The 17,034-nt window shown below is 37.1% G+C and carries 16 protein-coding genes; 11 read left to right on the forward strand and 5 right to left on the reverse strand.

Annotated elements, in window-relative coordinates:
• Window positions 1-16: 16 nt before the first annotated feature.
• The 8 genes from TY13_RS17660 to TY13_RS17695 all read left to right on the forward strand — a co-directional run bounded on the left by TY13_RS17660 (window position 17) and on the right by TY13_RS17695 (window position 8,463).
• A complete protein-coding gene (locus TY13_RS17660) occupies window positions 17-1,192 on the forward strand; it encodes a CamS family sex pheromone protein (RefSeq protein ID WP_042478776.1) in 1,176 nt (391 codons plus the stop codon).
• Between the two features lie 296 nt (window positions 1,193-1,488).
• On the forward strand, window positions 1,489-1,779 hold the full coding sequence (gatC, locus tag TY13_RS17665) for an Asp-tRNA(Asn)/Glu-tRNA(Gln) amidotransferase subunit GatC (protein ID WP_042478778.1): 291 nt from the start codon (window positions 1,489-1,491) through the stop codon (window positions 1,777-1,779).
• A gap of 38 nt (window positions 1,780-1,817) precedes the next feature.
• Entirely contained in the window at window positions 1,818-3,281 is a 1,464-nt protein-coding gene (gene gatA / locus TY13_RS17670; protein ID WP_042478780.1) for an Asp-tRNA(Asn)/Glu-tRNA(Gln) amidotransferase subunit GatA, read from the forward strand.
• A gap of 1 nt (window position 3,282) precedes the next feature.
• Window positions 3,283-4,710 (forward strand): Asp-tRNA(Asn)/Glu-tRNA(Gln) amidotransferase subunit GatB, encoded by a 1,428-nt coding sequence (gatB, locus tag TY13_RS17675; protein ID WP_042478782.1) that lies wholly within the window; start codon window positions 3,283-3,285, stop codon window positions 4,708-4,710.
• Window positions 4,711-5,003: 293 nt separating this feature from the next.
• Complete coding sequence (locus TY13_RS17680) at window positions 5,004-5,558, forward strand: thioredoxin family protein (RefSeq protein ID WP_042478784.1); 555 nt, start codon at window positions 5,004-5,006, stop codon at window positions 5,556-5,558.
• 70 nt (window positions 5,559-5,628) lie between these two features.
• A complete protein-coding gene (locus tag TY13_RS17685) occupies window positions 5,629-6,543 on the forward strand; it encodes a diacylglycerol kinase (protein WP_042478786.1) in 915 nt (304 codons plus the stop codon).
• A gap of 127 nt (window positions 6,544-6,670) precedes the next feature.
• Window positions 6,671-7,699, forward strand: a complete 1,029-nt coding sequence (locus TY13_RS17690) for a hypothetical protein (RefSeq protein ID WP_042478788.1) — start codon at window positions 6,671-6,673, stop codon at window positions 7,697-7,699.
• Window positions 7,700-7,701: 2 nt separating this feature from the next.
• Window positions 7,702-8,463, forward strand: coding sequence for a TPM domain-containing protein (locus TY13_RS17695; RefSeq protein WP_042478990.1), 762 nt, complete (start codon window positions 7,702-7,704; stop codon window positions 8,461-8,463).
• A 120-nt stretch (window positions 8,464-8,583) separates the two neighbouring features.
• Here the strand turns inward: TY13_RS17695 and TY13_RS17700 are convergent, their stop codons facing one another.
• From TY13_RS17700 to TY13_RS17715, 4 genes are read right to left on the reverse strand one after another with little or no spacing between them, the layout of a single operon-like run.
• Complete coding sequence (locus tag TY13_RS17700; RefSeq protein WP_042478789.1) at window positions 8,584-8,970, reverse strand: STAS domain-containing protein; 387 nt, start codon at window positions 8,968-8,970, stop codon at window positions 8,584-8,586.
• A 17-nt stretch (window positions 8,971-8,987) separates the two neighbouring features.
• Entirely contained in the window at window positions 8,988-10,682 is a 1,695-nt protein-coding gene (locus TY13_RS17705; RefSeq protein WP_042478791.1) for a methyl-accepting chemotaxis protein, read from the reverse strand.
• A 22-nt stretch (window positions 10,683-10,704) separates the two neighbouring features.
• Complete coding sequence (locus TY13_RS17710) at window positions 10,705-11,118, reverse strand: ATP-binding protein (protein ID WP_042478793.1); 414 nt, start codon at window positions 11,116-11,118, stop codon at window positions 10,705-10,707.
• Window positions 11,119-11,133: 15 nt separating this feature from the next.
• Window positions 11,134-12,255: a SpoIIE family protein phosphatase gene (locus TY13_RS17715; RefSeq protein WP_042478794.1), complete on the reverse strand. Its 1,122-nt coding sequence runs from the start codon at window positions 12,253-12,255 to the stop codon at window positions 11,134-11,136.
• A 196-nt stretch (window positions 12,256-12,451) separates the two neighbouring features.
• Here TY13_RS17715 and rlmD point away from each other — a divergent pair, with 196 nt between their 5' ends.
• From rlmD to TY13_RS17735, 3 genes are all read left to right on the forward strand, one after another.
• Entirely contained in the window at window positions 12,452-13,813 is a 1,362-nt protein-coding gene (gene rlmD / locus TY13_RS17720) for a 23S rRNA (uracil(1939)-C(5))-methyltransferase RlmD (RefSeq protein ID WP_042478796.1), read from the forward strand.
• A gap of 89 nt (window positions 13,814-13,902) precedes the next feature.
• Entirely contained in the window at window positions 13,903-14,316 is a 414-nt protein-coding gene (locus TY13_RS17725) for a DUF6508 domain-containing protein (RefSeq protein WP_042478798.1), read from the forward strand.
• A gap of 393 nt (window positions 14,317-14,709) precedes the next feature.
• The gene (locus TY13_RS17735; protein ID WP_042478801.1) at window positions 14,710-15,717 is read left to right on the forward strand and encodes a hypothetical protein; all 1,008 of its coding nucleotides are present in this window, start codon (window positions 14,710-14,712) and stop codon (window positions 15,715-15,717) included.
• Between the two features lie 226 nt (window positions 15,718-15,943).
• Here the strand turns inward: TY13_RS17735 and TY13_RS17740 are convergent, their stop codons facing one another.
• Window positions 15,944-16,963: a serine hydrolase domain-containing protein gene (locus TY13_RS17740; RefSeq protein ID WP_042478803.1), complete on the reverse strand. Its 1,020-nt coding sequence runs from the start codon at window positions 16,961-16,963 to the stop codon at window positions 15,944-15,946.
• Between the last annotated feature and the right edge of the window lie 71 nt (window positions 16,964-17,034).

Consider the following 17,034-nt stretch of genomic DNA (forward strand, 5'->3'; position numbering starts at 1 on the left):
TAAAGGAGCTTGACTGATGACTCGATTTCGCTGGGTATCGGTGCTCGTAGTAGCAACTATGTTAGCTGGCTGTACACCGCCTTCCTTCAAAAATAATACGGAAGTTGTACAGCAGTCAGAGGATACAGAAGAAGTAGAAACAGCACATATTGCAAGTAGGCAATTAAGTGAAAACTATTATAGAACGCTAAACCCTTATAAAGAAAGCGCAAGCCGTGGCTTAATTGTTTCTAATATTTATACAAAATATGATGTAAAAGAAGTTGAAAATGGTCTAATGCGCATTTCACAAAATGCTTTTGATACAGACAAATACTTTTTCCAAGAGGGGCAATATTTATCGGCTGAAACGGTAAGCAATTGGCTTGCACGTGAAAATCAAACGACAGATAAGCGTGAGGATTTACAAGGTTTAAATCCTTCTAGCTTAGATGCCAATGGTAAAGAGCTTGACCCAGTTATTAAAGCAGAAAAGGCACCTGTTTATTTAGCTCATATTATAGAGCAAAACTATTTAACGTTGACAGATGATAATAAAGTGAAACTCGGCGGTGTGTCAATTGGCCTTGCGTTGAATTCTATTTATTATTATCAAAAAGAGAAGTACGGGGAATATTATGAAGAACCTATTCCAGAAGATAAGCTTGAAAAAGCTGCAATAGAAATTGCAGATGAAGTCATATCTAGATTAAGAGCACGTTCAGAGCTCGCTGGTGTACCGATTGTTATCGGTTTATTTAAGCAACAGCCTCGAAACTCCATTGTACCAGGCACATATTTTGCTTATGGTGTTGTAGACAGCGGAAAAAGTGCTATAGATGAATGGCAAAAAATTAATGAGAGATATGTTACATTCCCAATGAATTCACCAGACGAAGTTTATCGTGAGATGAATACAAAATTCCTAAATTTCAAGCAAGCTATCGATAAGTACTTTTCTAATTTTACAAGTGTTATTGGAACAGGGTTTTATCAAAATAATCAACTGCAAAATTTAGAAGTTGAAATTCCAATACAATTTTATGGAACAACAGAAATTATTGGTTTTACACAACATTTAACCGATGTTATGTTAAAGCAATTGCCTAGTGATATAGCGGTGACAGTAAGTGTAACATCAATCAATGGACCTGAAGTGTTGATAAAAAAAGAACGTAACAGTGATAAGCCATTTGTTCATATTTATGAATAATGTTAGTAGAGGGGGATACGTAACTCCCTTACCTAGATTGTTTAGCTCGTGTAAGAAATTCACTCTAAAAAATCTTCCAGAAGCACTACCCTGATTCTCTCCATCAAGATAAGTATGTGCTGTAATGTAGCGCTTTCGCATTATAAATACAATTTTTGTGAGGGCGTGTCTCAAAATTATTTTTTAGACACGCCTTTTTTCACTAGAAGTTTTGTTATTTTGCTTCAAATTGTGATTTTTAAAATGAAAAATGATATGATAACACGTATGGTTAACTTTATTCGGAGGTGTAAAAAATGGCTAAACTAACAAAAGAGGAAGTAAAGCACGTAGCTCATTTAGCGCGACTTGCCATTACAGAAGAAGAAGCGGAAAAATTTGCAGAGCAATTAGGTAAAATTACTGATTTTGCAGAGCAATTAAATGAATTAGATACAACAAACGTTGAGCCAACAACGCATGTTTTACCATTGGTCAATGTACTGCGTGAAGATGTAGCAGGACAAGGCTTAGCGCGTGAAAAAATGATGCTAAATGTGAAGGAACAAGAAGCGGGACAAGTAAAAGTGCCGTCCATTTTAGACTAAGAGACATCATTTAAACTAAAACGTAGGAGGATTTATAGATGACGTTATTTGAGCGTTCAGCACATGAGCTACAAGAAAGCTTACATAAAGGCGAAGTAACAATCGCTGATTTAACAAATGAAGCATTCGCACGTATTGAAGCATTAGATGGGAATGTACAATCATTTTTAGCATTAAATAAAGAGCAAGCAACTGCACAAGCAGCAGAGCTAGACATAGTACCGTTTGAAGAGCGCGGTCCATTATTTGGTATGCCAATTGGTGTAAAGGATAACATCGTAACAGAAGGATTAGAAACGACATGTGCTTCTAAAATTTTAGAAGGCTTTATTCCGATTTATGATGCGACAGTTGTGAAAAAGCTACGCGAAGCTGGCATGGTAACAGTAGGAAAGTTAAATATGGATGAGTTTGCAATGGGCTCTTCTAACGAAAACTCTTATTATAAGGTGACAAAAAACCCTTGGAACCTTGAGCATGTACCAGGTGGTTCTTCAGGGGCATCAGCAGCATCTGTTGCAGCAGGAGAAGTTCCTTTCTCACTAGGTTCTGATACAGGTGGTTCAATTCGTCAGCCAGCAGCCTACTGTGGTGTTGTTGGCATGAAGCCAACATACGGTCGTGTATCGCGTTCTGGCTTAGTAGCCTTTGCATCTTCACTTGACCAAATCGGTCCAATTACACGCAACGTACGTGATAATGCATTATTGTTAGAAGCAATTTCAGGTGTAGACGAAAATGACTCGACATCTGCAAACGTGCCTGTCCCGAATTATGCAGCAGCTTTAAATGGCGACATTAAAGGATTACGTATCGCTGTACCGAAAGAGTTTTTAGGTGAAGGTGTAGGCGAGGCAGCACGTCAATCTGTATTAGATGCGCTAGAAGTTTTAAAAGGCTTAGGTGCAACAGTTGAAGAGGTATCACTACCACATTCAAAATACGCATTAGCTGCTTACTATATTTTATCTTCATCAGAGGCTTCATCAAACCTATCTCGCTTTGATGGTATTCGCTATGGCTTCCGTGCTGAAGGCGTAAAAAACTTGATGGAGCTATATAAAGAAACACGTGCGCAAGGCTTCGGTGATGAGGTAAAACGCCGCATTATGCTTGGCACCTATTCATTATCTGCAGGCACATATGATGCTTACTATAAAAAGGCGCAACAAGTGCGTACATTAATTAAAGAGGATTACGACAAAGTGTTCGAAGACTTTGATGTAATTATCGGGCCTACAACGCCAACACCAGCATTTAAAATTGGTGAAAACGTCAATGATCCATTAACGATGTATGCAAATGATATTTTAACAATTCCAATCAACTTAGCTGGTGTACCAGCGATTTCGATTCCATGTGGGTTTGAAAATGACCTACCATTAGGCTTGCAAATCATTGGAAAACACTTCGATGAGGAAACAATTTATCGCACAGCTTATGCATATGAGCAAGCGACAGATTTCCATAAGAAAACACCTCAAATTTGGGAGGTAAAATAAGATGAACTTTGAAACAATTATCGGTCTAGAAGTACACGTTGAATTAAAAACAGAATCAAAAATTTTCTCAAGCTCACCAAACCATTTTGGTGCTGAGCCAAATACTAACACATCTGTTATCGACTTAGGTTACCCAGGTGTCTTGCCAGTGTTAAATAAAAATGTTGTTGACTTTGCAATGCGAGCAGCACTTGCATTAAACATGGAAATTGAGCAAGAAACAAAATTTGACCGTAAAAACTATTTTTATCCAGATAACCCGAAAGCATATCAAATTTCTCAATTCGATAAGCCGATTGGTAAAAATGGTTGGATTGAAATTGAAGTGGATGGTTATAAAAAACGCATCGGTATTACACGCCTTCATATGGAGGAGGACGCTGGTAAATTAACGCATGGCGACGGTTATTCTCTAGTAGACTTTAACCGTCAAGGTACGCCACTAGTTGAGATTGTATCAGAGCCAGATATTCGCACACCGAATGAAGCATATGCTTATTTAGAAAAATTGAAATCAATTATTCAATATTCAGGTGTATCAGATGTGCGTATGGAGGAAGGTTCATTGCGTTGTGATGCGAACATTTCACTGCGCCCATATGGCCAAGAAAAATTTGGTACAAAAGCAGAGTTGAAAAACTTAAACTCATTCAACTTCGTGCGTAAAGGTTTAGAGCATGAGGAAGTACGCCAAGCTGAAGTATTACGTGCTGGTGGAGAAATCGAGCAAGAAACACGTCGCTTTGACGAGAAAACGGGTAAAACGATTTTAATGCGCGTAAAAGAAGGTGCAGACGATTACCGTTACTTCCCAGAACCAGACTTAGTGCGTTTATCGATTGATGATGAATGGCTAGAGCGTGTAAAAGCTTCTATCCCAGAGCTACCAGATGCGCGTAAAGTACGCTATGAGTCTGAGCTAGGTTTAACGGCTTATGATGCAGCAGTGCTTGTTATCAATAAAGAGATTTCGGATTTCTTTGATGCAACAGTATCGGCTGGTGCTGATGCGAAACTAGCTGCAAACTGGTTAATGGGTGACGTCTCTGCTTACTTAAATGCTGAGCAAAAAGAATTAAAGGATACAGCCTTAACACCGGAAAATTTAGCAGGCATGATTAAGCTGATTTCTGATGGGACAATCTCATCTAAAATTGCGAAGAAAGTATTTACAGAGCTTGTTGTAAACGGCGGCGAAGCTGGTAAAATCGTAAAAGAAAAAGGCTTAGTGCAAATTTCTGATCCTGCTGTAATTTTAGGCTTCGTAACAGAGGTTTTAGACAATGATCCGAAATCTGTGGAAGACTATAAAGCAGGTAAAGACCGTGCAATTAAAGCGATGCTAGGTCAAATTATGAAGGCATCAAAAGGCCAAGCAAACCCTCAACTAACAAATCAAATTTTATTAGAAGAGATTGCTAAGCGTTAATTATTAAATGAGAGAGCTATCTCAAAAGTTATGAAAGTAACTTTTAGAGATAGCTTTTTTGAATTGTTATGATTGAATTAGTTCATCACTAAAAACTGTGGATGACAAAGCTATGGTGAACTTTTGTTAACTAAAACCTATCCAAGCTCAAAAAGAAGAAAACTTTTTGGGCATTTTTGTTTTCGATATAGTAAAATATTAAAGCAATATTGCTTCGGGTAGAAACCAATTAGTTGTGAAAAATTAGTAAAAGAGGCAAAATAGAATATAAAAGCATTAGGGAGGAATCTACAATGAAAACAGAGCAACAATATTTTGAAGAAGCTATTTCTATTCAGCAATATATGGATAATATGTCGACGTTGAGAGAAGAAAGCTTTGCTATTTATAATAAGTTTCATGTGCCGAATGATGAATTTATTGAGCAATTAAAAAATAGCAATCTGCATATTTTAGCAATTACAGAGGATTGGTGTGGAGATGCTATGCTTAACAATCCAATCGTGCGTAAAGTTGCTGAGGCTGCAGGCTTAGATATGCGTACGTCATTACGTGATGCAGATACAGATTTAATCGATAAATATTTAACAAATGGTGGACGAGCTATTCCGATTTATTTATTGCTAAATGAAGCAGGTGATGTTGTAGGTAAATGGGGACCGCGTGCACCAGAGCTACAGCAATTTGTAATGGACGCACGTTCACAATTGCCTGATAAGGAAGACCCAGCATTTGAAGAAGCGCAAAAAGCAATGTATACAAATATGCGCAAACAGTATATGGAAGATAGCACATATTGGACATATGTTTATGAGGACTTTAAAAAAGTGATTTCTACAATCCTATAGGAAACATTTACGTTAAAAAAACGTTACAATGTTGTAGAAGAAAATTTGAATTTGTAGGATGGTTAAAGAGATGAAGCGAGCTCGAATCATTTATAATCCTACTTCTGGTCGTGAGGCATTTAAAAAGCATTTACCAGAGGTATTAGAAAAATTAGAAATAGCAGGCTATGAAACTTCCTGCCATGCAACAACTTGTGAAGGAGATGCTACAGCGGCAGCCAAAGAGGCGGTTGAACGTGAATTTGATATTGTCATTGCAGTTGGTGGCGATGGGACGCTCAATGAAGTTGTAGCAGGAATTAGCCGATTTGAAAAACGTCCGAAACTAGGCCTAATTCCTATGGGCACTACAAATGATTTTGCACGTGCTGTTCATATTCCGCGCAAAATTGACGAGGCGTTGGATATTATTATAAAAGGCGATACACTACCTGTAGATGTAGGCATATTAAATGATGAGCGCTATTTTATTAATATTGCAGCAGGTGGTCGTATTACTGAGCTGACATATGAAGTGCCAAGTAAAATGAAAACAATTCTGGGGCAGTTAGCCTATTACTTAAAAGGTATCGAAATGATTCCATCGATTAAGGCAACGCATATGAGAATCGAAATTGATGATGAAGTGTTCGATGGCAATGCGATGATGTTTTTATGTGGCTTAACCAATTCTGTTGGTGGCTTTGAAAAAATTGCACCGGATGCCTCTATTAATGACGGACTTTTTACTGTAATGGTGCTCAAGGAATGCTCAATTACCGACTTTATTAAAATTGCTTCACTTGCGTTGCGCGGGGAGCATTTAAATGATGAACGTGTTATTTATCGAAAAGCGAACAAGGTAACAGTTACATCGGATGAAGAGGTGCATTTAAATTTAGATGGTGAGTATGGTGGGGATGCACCAGCTACATTCCAAAATTTAAAGCGACATATTGAAATCTTTGTTCCAATCGAAGAAATTCGAGAGGAAGACCGAGTTTAATTAAGTGTCGGGAAAGTAGGCTAGAGTCTATATTTCCCGACACTTTTTTCATTTGGTCCTCTATGTTTTTCTATGTATTGTAGATTATAATGGCTAAAACAAGTAATTTAAAAAAGGGGGGATAGCGATGATTTTACACTATACATGCCCTAGCTGCGCGGGAGATATGAATTTCGATGCAGATACGGGGAAGCTGACATGTCGAAGCTGTGGTAGAAAGGATACGATTGAAAACTATCCAGAAGAAATGATTAAAGCAACCTTTGCGGAGGACGAGACAAATGAATATCATTGTAATAACTGTGGGGCAGTACTGATTACACTAGCAGAAACAACAGCAACGAACTGTAGCTTTTGTCAATCTGCTGTAGTCATTGCGGATCGGTTATCAGGAAGCCTAGCACCATCAAAAGTAATTCCTTTTACGATAAGTGAAAAAGAAGCGGTGAAGGCCTTTAAAAAATGGTGCGGTAGAGGGCTACTTATGCCAAAGGATTTCATGATGTCTGAACGAGTCAAAACGATTACAGGTATGTATGTACCATTTTGGCTTTATGATATAAATAGTAATTCGAAGGTCCAAGCAGTCGGCACGGTAGTACGTACATACACAAAAGGTGATTATATTTATACTGAAACGAGCTATTTTGATGTGATGCGTGAAATAAATTTAAACTATACGAAAATCCCAGCAGATGCCTCAGAAAAAATGAATGATGATTTAATGGACAAGCTAGAGCCATTTCCTTTTAACGAGCTAAAAGATTTTAAAACACCTTATTTAGCAGGTTATATTGCTGAAAAATATAATTACACAGATAAAGAAATGATGCCACGTATAGAAAAGCGTGTAAAAGAATATGTAGATACGTTTATTGCAGGGGAATTAAGCAATTATAGTACGGTCAGTTATAAAACAAAAGATATTGATATAAAGCAGAAAAATAGCGCCTATGTGTTGTTGCCTGTATGGATGATTTATCATGATTACAACAATTCAGAGTATATATTTGCAATGAATGGTCATACGGGAAAAGTAGTAGGGAGACCACCGCTTAGTAAAGGCAAGGCAGCAGCTTGGTTCGGTGGCATTGCAGCAGGAGCATTCCTTATTATGAAAGGAATTGCGGTGTTGATAGGAGGTGGCTATTTGTGAGCATGCTAAAAAAGCTTTTACCATTATTCCTTTTAATAGTTGCTCTTTGGCATCAATCTGCATACGCTGAATCAGCCAATCAAAAGCAATATATTTTTGACTATGCCAACCTTTTAACAGCAAATGAAAAGAAAGAATTAGAGGAGTTTGCGAAGGAGCTAAGTGCGGATTATAAAACAGCCTTTATCATTCTAACTGTCAACGGGACAAATGGTAATGGTATTGAAAAATATATGGGCGATTTTTATGATAATGAGGCACTAGGCTATAATAAGCCACATGGCAACACAGCTATCCTCTCCATTGATATACAGGAACGTGATGTTTACTTAGCTGGCTTTAAAAAAGCAAAGGTATATTTAGATTCTGGTCGTTTAACGGTTATTCGCGAAAGATTGACACCGAGCCTGTCTAAGGGTGATTACTATGATGCATTTCGTTATTTTATAAAAGCTTCGCATGAATATATGGGCTATGAGCCAAATAGCATCCTTTTTCGCTGGTGGTTTCAGCTAGGTGTAGGGATTTTAGTAGCGGCAATTATTGTAGGTTGGATGGCATATAGTTCAGGTGGAAAGATGACGACAACAGAGCGTGATTATTTTGACCCTAATGGCTCTGGTATTACAAAAAAGCAAGACCGCTATTTACGTACAACTGTAACAAAAGTGAAGAAGCCCTCTAATAAATCAGGAGGCGGTAGTAGCGGCGGTGGAACGACCAGTGGTGGTCACTCTTATAGCGGAAGTGGCGGGAAGTTTTAATAATTGAAGGAAATCGATGTTTTAACTATTTAAAGAATGCTTTCATTTTCTGATGGGCTAAAATAATAAAAAGTTGCCTGAAAGCGGCGCGCTAGCCTGCTTTCGGGCAACTTTCTTCTGTTAGTATTCGTTTATGGATAGCTCTGTATGGCTAGAGCCTTGAATAACTTTTAATGCATTAGTTTCATTTTCAACAATCGGGAATATTTTATCGCATTGTGAAATGGCAAAAAGCTTACGAACAAAGCTATCTACAACGATAATAACGATCTTTTTATTTTGCATAGAAACTTTTTTAGCAAAATTGACAATCATGCCAAAGCCCGTACTGTCGATGTTTTTCACGCGGCTCATATCTAAAATAAAGCCGAGCTCCGTTTCAAAGCTTTGCGATTGTAATTGTTTTTTTATATCTTCAATTAAGCCGTATTCTAGACTTCCTGAAAATGAAATGGAAATATAATTAGGTTTATTTATAAACTGAATTGTGGCTGTTTTTTGTTCCATCGTATTTTATGCCTCCATTAAATTTGGAATTTATTCACTTCTTCACGTAAACGATCTGCAATTGTAGCTAAGTTCGCTGTATTTTCAGCCATTTCAGCTACTGTAGCATATTGTTCTTCAGAAGCAGCGGCGATTTCCTCTGAAGCAGCGGCAGATTCTTCAATAATCCCAGAAATATTATGAATTGCATCTTGGACATTGTGAGAAGTTTTGTTGACATTAGCAAAGGCATTTTTCATTTGTGCTACACCAGCCTCGGTCGTATTTGCCTTGTCAACAATTTCCTTCAATGCTTCTCCGCCTTTATTAATAATAACAACTTGCTCCTCAACAGCAGATAAATTACTTTCCATTGTGCGAACTGTTACAGCAGTTTCAGCCTGAATATCTTTAATAAGCTCTGTAATTTGCTGCGCAGCCTCTTTAGACTGTTCAGCCAAAATACGCACTTCTGATGCAACGACAGCAAAGCCTTTACCATGTTCACCTGCTCTAGCAGCCTCAATCGCTGCATTTAATGCTAATAAGTTTGTTTGCTCTGAAATATCAGTAATGACAGTAATAATGCCTCCAATTTCCTCAGAGCGCATACCAAGCTTTTGAATAGAATCAGTTGCATAGCTTACTGTTTCTGTTACAGTGCTTAAATGTTGAATGGCTTTGCTAATAGCAGCCTCACCTTCATTAGCAATTTCTGTTGATTCTTGAGCATTAATAAGGCTTTGCTCTGCATTCGTTAAGCTATTTTCTACTAAGTTAATTGTATCATGCATCATGCTTACAATTTGCTCCGCTTGCTCTGCTTGTGTTGTAATTCCTACTGAGACATCATTCATCGTTGTCGCAATTTGGCTAGCAGCCTCATTCGTTTGCTGTGAAGATTCTGCTAAAGCAAGGGAAGAGCTTGCAATTTCGTTTGCATTTTGTGCTACATTTGTGACCGTTTCTGTTAATCGTTCCTTCATATTGCCAAATGCAAGAGCTAAATCTGCAATTTCATCATTGCCCTTTGCTTTTAATAAATTAACCTTCAAATTTAGATTTGCTAATTCGTTTGCATTATTGCGTAAAATATTAATTGGTGTCACAATAAGGCGCTGCATAATGAAGCCGATAACTACTGTAATAATTATGGCTACAACTAAAGAAATAACAATATTTTCAATAGCAGATGTTGCTGCAATTTTCGTATAAGGGGCAGTTGGAACTGCCACAGCCCAAATACCAATTACTTCCCCGTTTTTATTAAAAATTGGGTCATATGCTGCTTGGAATGGCTCACCTAAAACAGTGGCTGTGCCAAGGAAGCGCTCTTTTTTATCTAGTACAACTGCCGCAACTGCGTCGGAAACTTTTGTGCCAAGTGCACGTTCGCCATTTTCTATAATAGTTGTTGAAATGCGTGTATCATGCTGGAAAATAGACATCACATTACCGTTTGTAAGCTCGCTAATTTGATCGGGGATAGGATAGTTTTCCACCATGCTCACAGAACCTTTATAAAGACTTCCATTTACAATATCCCAATCACCTGGAATGCTAGAATCTAAAGCATAGTAGCTTAATTGAACATCGGATACTAGCTTTTCATTGGCACTTTCTAATAAATTTTTCTTCGTTACATAATAATTGACTCCACCTAAAATGCCAGCTAATAATAAAATACATGTGAAAATAACAATATTAACTTTGTTGCGAATTGACCATTTCATTATGTATAGCCTCCATTAATATTTAATCTATTAAATTTTTCTTAACGCCAACTAAAAATTGTGAAGTAGGTAATTGCTCAAACCACAGCTTGTCGACCATATGTACAATAAAGAAGAAGCCACGCCCACGCTCAGAAAAGCTCATATTTTCTAAATCGGGCTCAAGAATAGATTGCCACTCTTCCTGAGGTATTCCTTCGGCAAAATCAGCTACTGTAATTTGGACTTGCTCGTCATCCCATGTAACGCATACTTGAATTTCCTCTTGTCTATTCGCATTGTTCATCGCTTCGACGGCATTAATAAAGAGTTCATGCGTGACGAAACAAATATCCTGTGCGCTTGGAATGTTATAAAGCTGCGTATAGTTTTCCATTACTTGATCGATAAAAAAAATCGATTGCTGATTCGGTGTTACATTAAGCATAAATTCCATCTATAATCACCACACCTATAATGTAATTGTAATTGAAACAATTGTTACATCATCCTCGAGTTGTTGGTCTGTTAATTCATATTTTTGGGCAAATTTTTGCAGTGCATAGCTATTATTTTGAGATGCATAGGAATGGAAGAAGCTCAAATCTATTTCTTGGTCATCCTGTAATGTAAGTAGCCCATCTGTATATAAAATAATTCGATGCCAGCCAGTTAGTCGAACGCGCTTCGCCTTTACTTGAATAGCAGGAAACAGTCCAAGGATTGGAGAGTTTGCGGCTAAAGTAACGGTTTCTCCATATTTGCCAAATAGCACGCCTGCTGGATGAGAGGCATTAACATATTGCAATGTGCGATTTTTTTTATCAATTAACATATAAATCGCCGTTACTAAAAAACTATCTAAATCATCTGTAGAAAATAATTCAAAAATTTGCTTGTTGAGCTCCTTCATCACAGATACGGGATCTATAAGCCTTACTATAATGCCTTTAAGTAACGATCGGATGGACATTGTAATAAGTGAGGCTGCAACGCCATGCCCCATAACATCAAATAACATAACTGCTGTTAAATCTTCATCAAGCTCAAACCAACAATACATATCGCCACCAAGTGTTTGAGAGGTAACATATATACCATCCAGCTCAATATGAGGCAATGTGAGTGCAGGAGTTAAAGCGTTTTTTTGTACATTCTTTGCAATGGCTAAATCTTTTGCTAATTTATATTGATGTTGTTTACGCAGCTTTGTCTCAACACGATATTTCAATGCTACATGAACACGCGTTTTAAAGTGAGTAAAATCAAACGGCTTTAGAATGAAATCAAATATCCCTACTTCAAATAATCTATCAAGAATAATTGGCTTCTCGTAGGAGGTGGAAAGTAGAATAGGTGCGTCACTCCAATTCTTTAAAGCCTCAATTTTCTGACAATGTTCCTCGCAATTGTTTAAATTTAGCTTGGCATCATAAACGATTATCTTGATATCTTCTTTTAGAAACAAATTATCGAATTGGATAGCAGCTTCAACTGTTGTAAAGCAATGGATATTCAGTAGTTCTATACGCTTGAAATATTTTTGTAATCTAAGGACATCGTTACTAACAGAGCCGATAATTAATACAGCCATTTTGTTCTATACTCCTCAAAAAGGTAATCTAAAGGTGCTATTTCTATTATACTATAGATTGATGTTAGACATACAAACAAATCTGAATATTTTCAGAGCTGAGCACACAAACGGTTTTGGGGTTTCGCTTTATCTATTTTCTTTTGTCAAGGTAGGTTGCGTGCTACAATAAAGGCATTGAAATGGAGGATTTACAATGACAGCACCAGTAAAGAAAAATGATCAATTAACGGTTACGATAGAGGATTTAACGCATGATGGGAACGGGGTCGCAAAGGTTGATGGCTATCCATTATTTATCGCAGGTGCTTTGCCAGAGGAGCTTGTGCAAGTACATGTCTTGAAAGTACTAAAAAATTATGGCTTTGCGAAAGTAGTTGATATACTAAAGCCTTCTGCGGAACGTGTAGAAGCACCTTGTGTTTATTTTTCACAGTGTGGCGGCTGTCAGCTTCAGCATTTGTCTTATGAAGGTCAGTTAAAATGGAAGCAGCGCATGGTTGAAAACGTTATGAAGCGCCTTGGTAAAATTGACGCTCCAGTATTACCTGTCAAAGGGATGGATGAGCCTTGGCAATATCGCAATAAATCACAAATTCCGTTCGCACAAGGAGAAACAGCACCAATCGCCGGCTTTTACAAAACGAAGTCACATACAATTGTCGATATGGAGCGTTGCTTAATTCAAACGGGCGAGGCAGATGTAATAATGGCAGACTTCAAGCAAGCACTAACTGCGTTAGGAATCCGCCCGTACAATGAGGAAACACATAAGGGAATGCTGCGTCATATTGTTATTCGCAAAGGACGGGCAACAAATGAAGTGATGGTTGTGCTTGTAACAACAGCACGTAAATTCCCACAAGCAGAGGCGGCAGTCGCAAAAATCCGCGAGCTATTACCAAACATCACATCAATTGTGCAAAACATTAATCCAAATAAAACGAATGTTATTTTCGGCGATGAAACCATCACATTATGGGGCAAGGATGTAATTAAAGATACAATTGGTGACGTGCGCTTTGAAATTTCAGCACGCTCATTTTATCAAGTCAACCCAATCCAAACAGAAGTGCTCTACAAGCAAGCACTTGACTATGCGCAACTAACAGGTACTGAGCGTGTAATCGATGCCTATTGTGGTATCGGAACAATCTCATTATTTTTAGCTAAAAATGCCAAACAAGTCATGGGTGTAGAAATTGTGCCACAAGCCATCGAGGATGCCAAACGCAATGCGGAGCTAAACGGCTTCACAAACACCTATTTCGAAGCAGGCCCAGCCGAGGAAATCATCCCACGCTGGTATAAGGAAGGCAAAGAGGCAGACGTACTCGTTGTTGATCCACCACGCAAAGGCTGTGATGAAGCGCTATTAAATACGATTATCGAACAGAAGCCAAAGCGCGTTGTTTACGTTTCGTGTAACCCAGCGACATTGGCACGCGACTTACGCATTTTAGAGGATGGCGGTTATAAAACACAGGAGATTCAGCCTGTTGATATGTTTCCGCATTCGACACATTGTGAAGCAGTTGCATGGTTGGAATTAGTATAATAATTAAAAAACCAAATTCTAATTAAAGGGATTTGGTTTTTTTTATAGAAAGTATTTGTTATTTGGCATTAACGAAATTGAGGAGGACAATGGTGGATAAATTCAATATCTTGGTAAAATACATACCTATGATTCAGACGGCGAGCATTGGTGAATGGATTATTGATAAAGAAAATGATGGAATGCCAGAGTATCCGATACATATGCCATTTGTGGGCTATTCCGAAATGGTGCACAATTTCATCAACGATGTTTACATCTTTGAAAAAAATAATAAAAATATGGAACTTACCCGCTATGGAGAAATTCTCAAAGATAACGGGCTTGAATGGGGTACGGATTCTATGAAGAATGCGGACGTTTCAAATTTGAATGCACAGTGTGTGCTTGCGCTTATAATGGGTGCTGTTAGAGCTGAGCGCTTTTGCGATGGTGCATTATTAGACTTTTTTAAGAGTGGTTGCATTTTGAATTGGCTAGAAAGATTAAACAGTATTAGGTAAAGGAGAATCGGCTCTGGTTATTGACGCGAGACTTAAGACTGGTGATATTACCCTAGTTGGAGATATCCAGTATGTAACTATTGGTGATACAGAGAAGAATTTTTATTCCTTTGCTTCAAAGTATTGTAGCCATCACAATTCACTCGATTATCTGATTTATGATAGCTATGTTGATGAGGTACTTCGCTATTTTAGAAATTGTGATAGCTTCTCAGATTTCCAAGATGGCGATTTGAGGGACTATGTTAAATTCAAAGGTATATTCATTGATTTCCGTACCTTTTATGGCTTAGATAAATATAACTTAAAGCAAATCGACCAATATGTTTGGCTACTTGGGAAGGATTACTTCCCAAAGAATTATAAAAAGAAAACGAAGGGTGACAAGTAGTTATGAAAATTCATTATTTCCAGAGATACTATGAGAAAGAGAATGTTGCTACAGCAAATACGATGTTACTATTGTCTCGGCTTTATTCATATTCTTCAGATAAGTTCTTTCGCTTTTTGAAATCTGAATTCTTTTTTGACTCCTTTGAACCAGAGATAGTTTTTAATTTGCAGGAAAAAAGTGTCGAAAGTATTCCAGATGCTACTATCACACAGGAGAGTTTCAAAATTGTTGTTGAAACTAAAATGACTGACTGGTTTTATTTGGATCAGTTACAGCGCCATTTGAAGTCTTTTGGTGATGAAAAATATAAAGTGATGATTACTTTAGCACCAGAGATGATGAAATCAGAGAAGAAAAAAGAATTTGAAAACTATTTAAAGGAATATAACGCCACACAAACATATCCGGTAATGCACGTTAATACCACATTCGAAAAGCTTGTCGATGCTATAAAGGATTTTATTGATGATAGAGATTATGAAATGCAGGAAGTTCTGGAAGATTACCTAAATTACTGCTATAGGGACAAGCTAATCATTGTTTCAGATTCATGGAAACGTATGAGGGTTCAACTTGCTGGTACAACATTTAATTTTAATGTAAGCGAAAACCTTTATTATGATAGCATTGATCGGGGCTTTAGCGCCCATGACTACCTAGGGTTATACAAAGAAAAAAGCGTGAGAGCGATTGGGAAAATCAATGCTATTATTACAGCTATAACTTCAGAAGCTGGAATTGAGTATAAAGTTGAACTTGGAGAATTAACTGATTTTAGAAAACAACAAATATGTAAGGCAATTGAAGATGGAAGAAAATACGGATATGTACTGTCTGCAAATAGATATTTTTTTGTAGAAGAATTCTATGAAACAGACTTTAAGAAAATAACTCCAAGAGCACCTATGGGTACACGGGTTTTTGATTTATCACAGATTCTTGAGACAGAGCAATTACCAGAGACAAAGGAAATCGCTGAATTTCTTAAGACTAAGACATGGAGTTAATAAACAACATATGAAAAAAGGAGCATGTTTGCAGTTAGTTTAATAATAAAGAAATGTTAAAAGAACGGATTTCCAGTAGTGGAATTCGTTCTTTTTCGCTACATATAGGATTAAAGATATTTTCGAAGAAATTATATAATGAAGCATTTGTTAAAATTTTTTATGGAAGTAAACTATGGCGACAGAAATTATTATAACTGTAGTTATTATTTTAGGAATTGCATTATTAATAGACAAAATCTAATGATGTTTTTCGTAATAGCTTAAGTATATCTGTTCCCATCTGATCAGGGTTAGTGGCAAATAATCGAGAGCGATAATTTGATAAGACAACTACACCTATTTGTTTCGCTGGATCGAAACCTAAAAAGCTTGAAAATCCTTGGGTTGAACCATTATGCCAAATAATCTCATCTTCTAGAAACCACCCTAAACCAACATTTATATTTTTAGCAATTTCCATTGTGGATTTCTGTGTTAATTGATAGCCCTCATTTTCACTGCTTATATGCGCTTTTATAAATTCCAACATATCATTAACAGTCGATCGTAAAGCGCCTGCTCCCATAAAGTCCCTCATATGCAGCGGAGACTGCTTTCTCCCTTTTACATCATGCCCTTTCAGCATACGATATTGTTTTTCTGTAGGAACCGATATGGATGTATCTTCCAAGTGTAAGGGATCCATTATGTTTTTTTTAAGAGCTGTTTCATAGTCGGTGTTTAGTTCCGTGGCTAAAATATGTCCTAACAAACCCATGCCAGCATTAGAATAACGAAACTTTAATTTAGGTTCTTTACGATGTTTATAAAAATAATCAATGACTTCACTTAGTGAAAATAAACAATAAGGATCGCGAGGTGTTCTTGAATCAAAAAGATTGATAATTGATTTCCACATACCTATCCCTGGTAACCCCGAAGTATGATTCGCTAAATGACTTAACGTAACAGGATGATTATCGGATAATTTTAGGATATACCTACCAATGGAATCACTCTCGGAGAGTAGACCCTTGTGTATCATTTCCCCTAAAAGCGTAGTTGTAAAAACCTTAGAAATAGAACCAATTTCATAAATAAATGGTTTATCTTCCTTTTTCAAACTTACTGAAGAGCCAGTATATATATAAGTAGCAGATTGATTCTTGTACATAATTCCTATGGACAATAATAAATGTTTACGAGGTTTAACGTATGGCTGTACAATCCTAGATATTTCATGTTGTAAAGCATTAATATTCATAACAATACCCTCCAATTAGTTTATTAATATAAATATTTAATTTGTATTAACTATTTACCAAAACAAAATGG

The organism is Bacillus ndiopicus (assembly GCF_000612805.1).
In the GTDB taxonomy this organism is placed as follows: domain Bacteria; phylum Bacillota; class Bacilli; order Bacillales_A; family Planococcaceae; genus Metasolibacillus; species Metasolibacillus ndiopicus.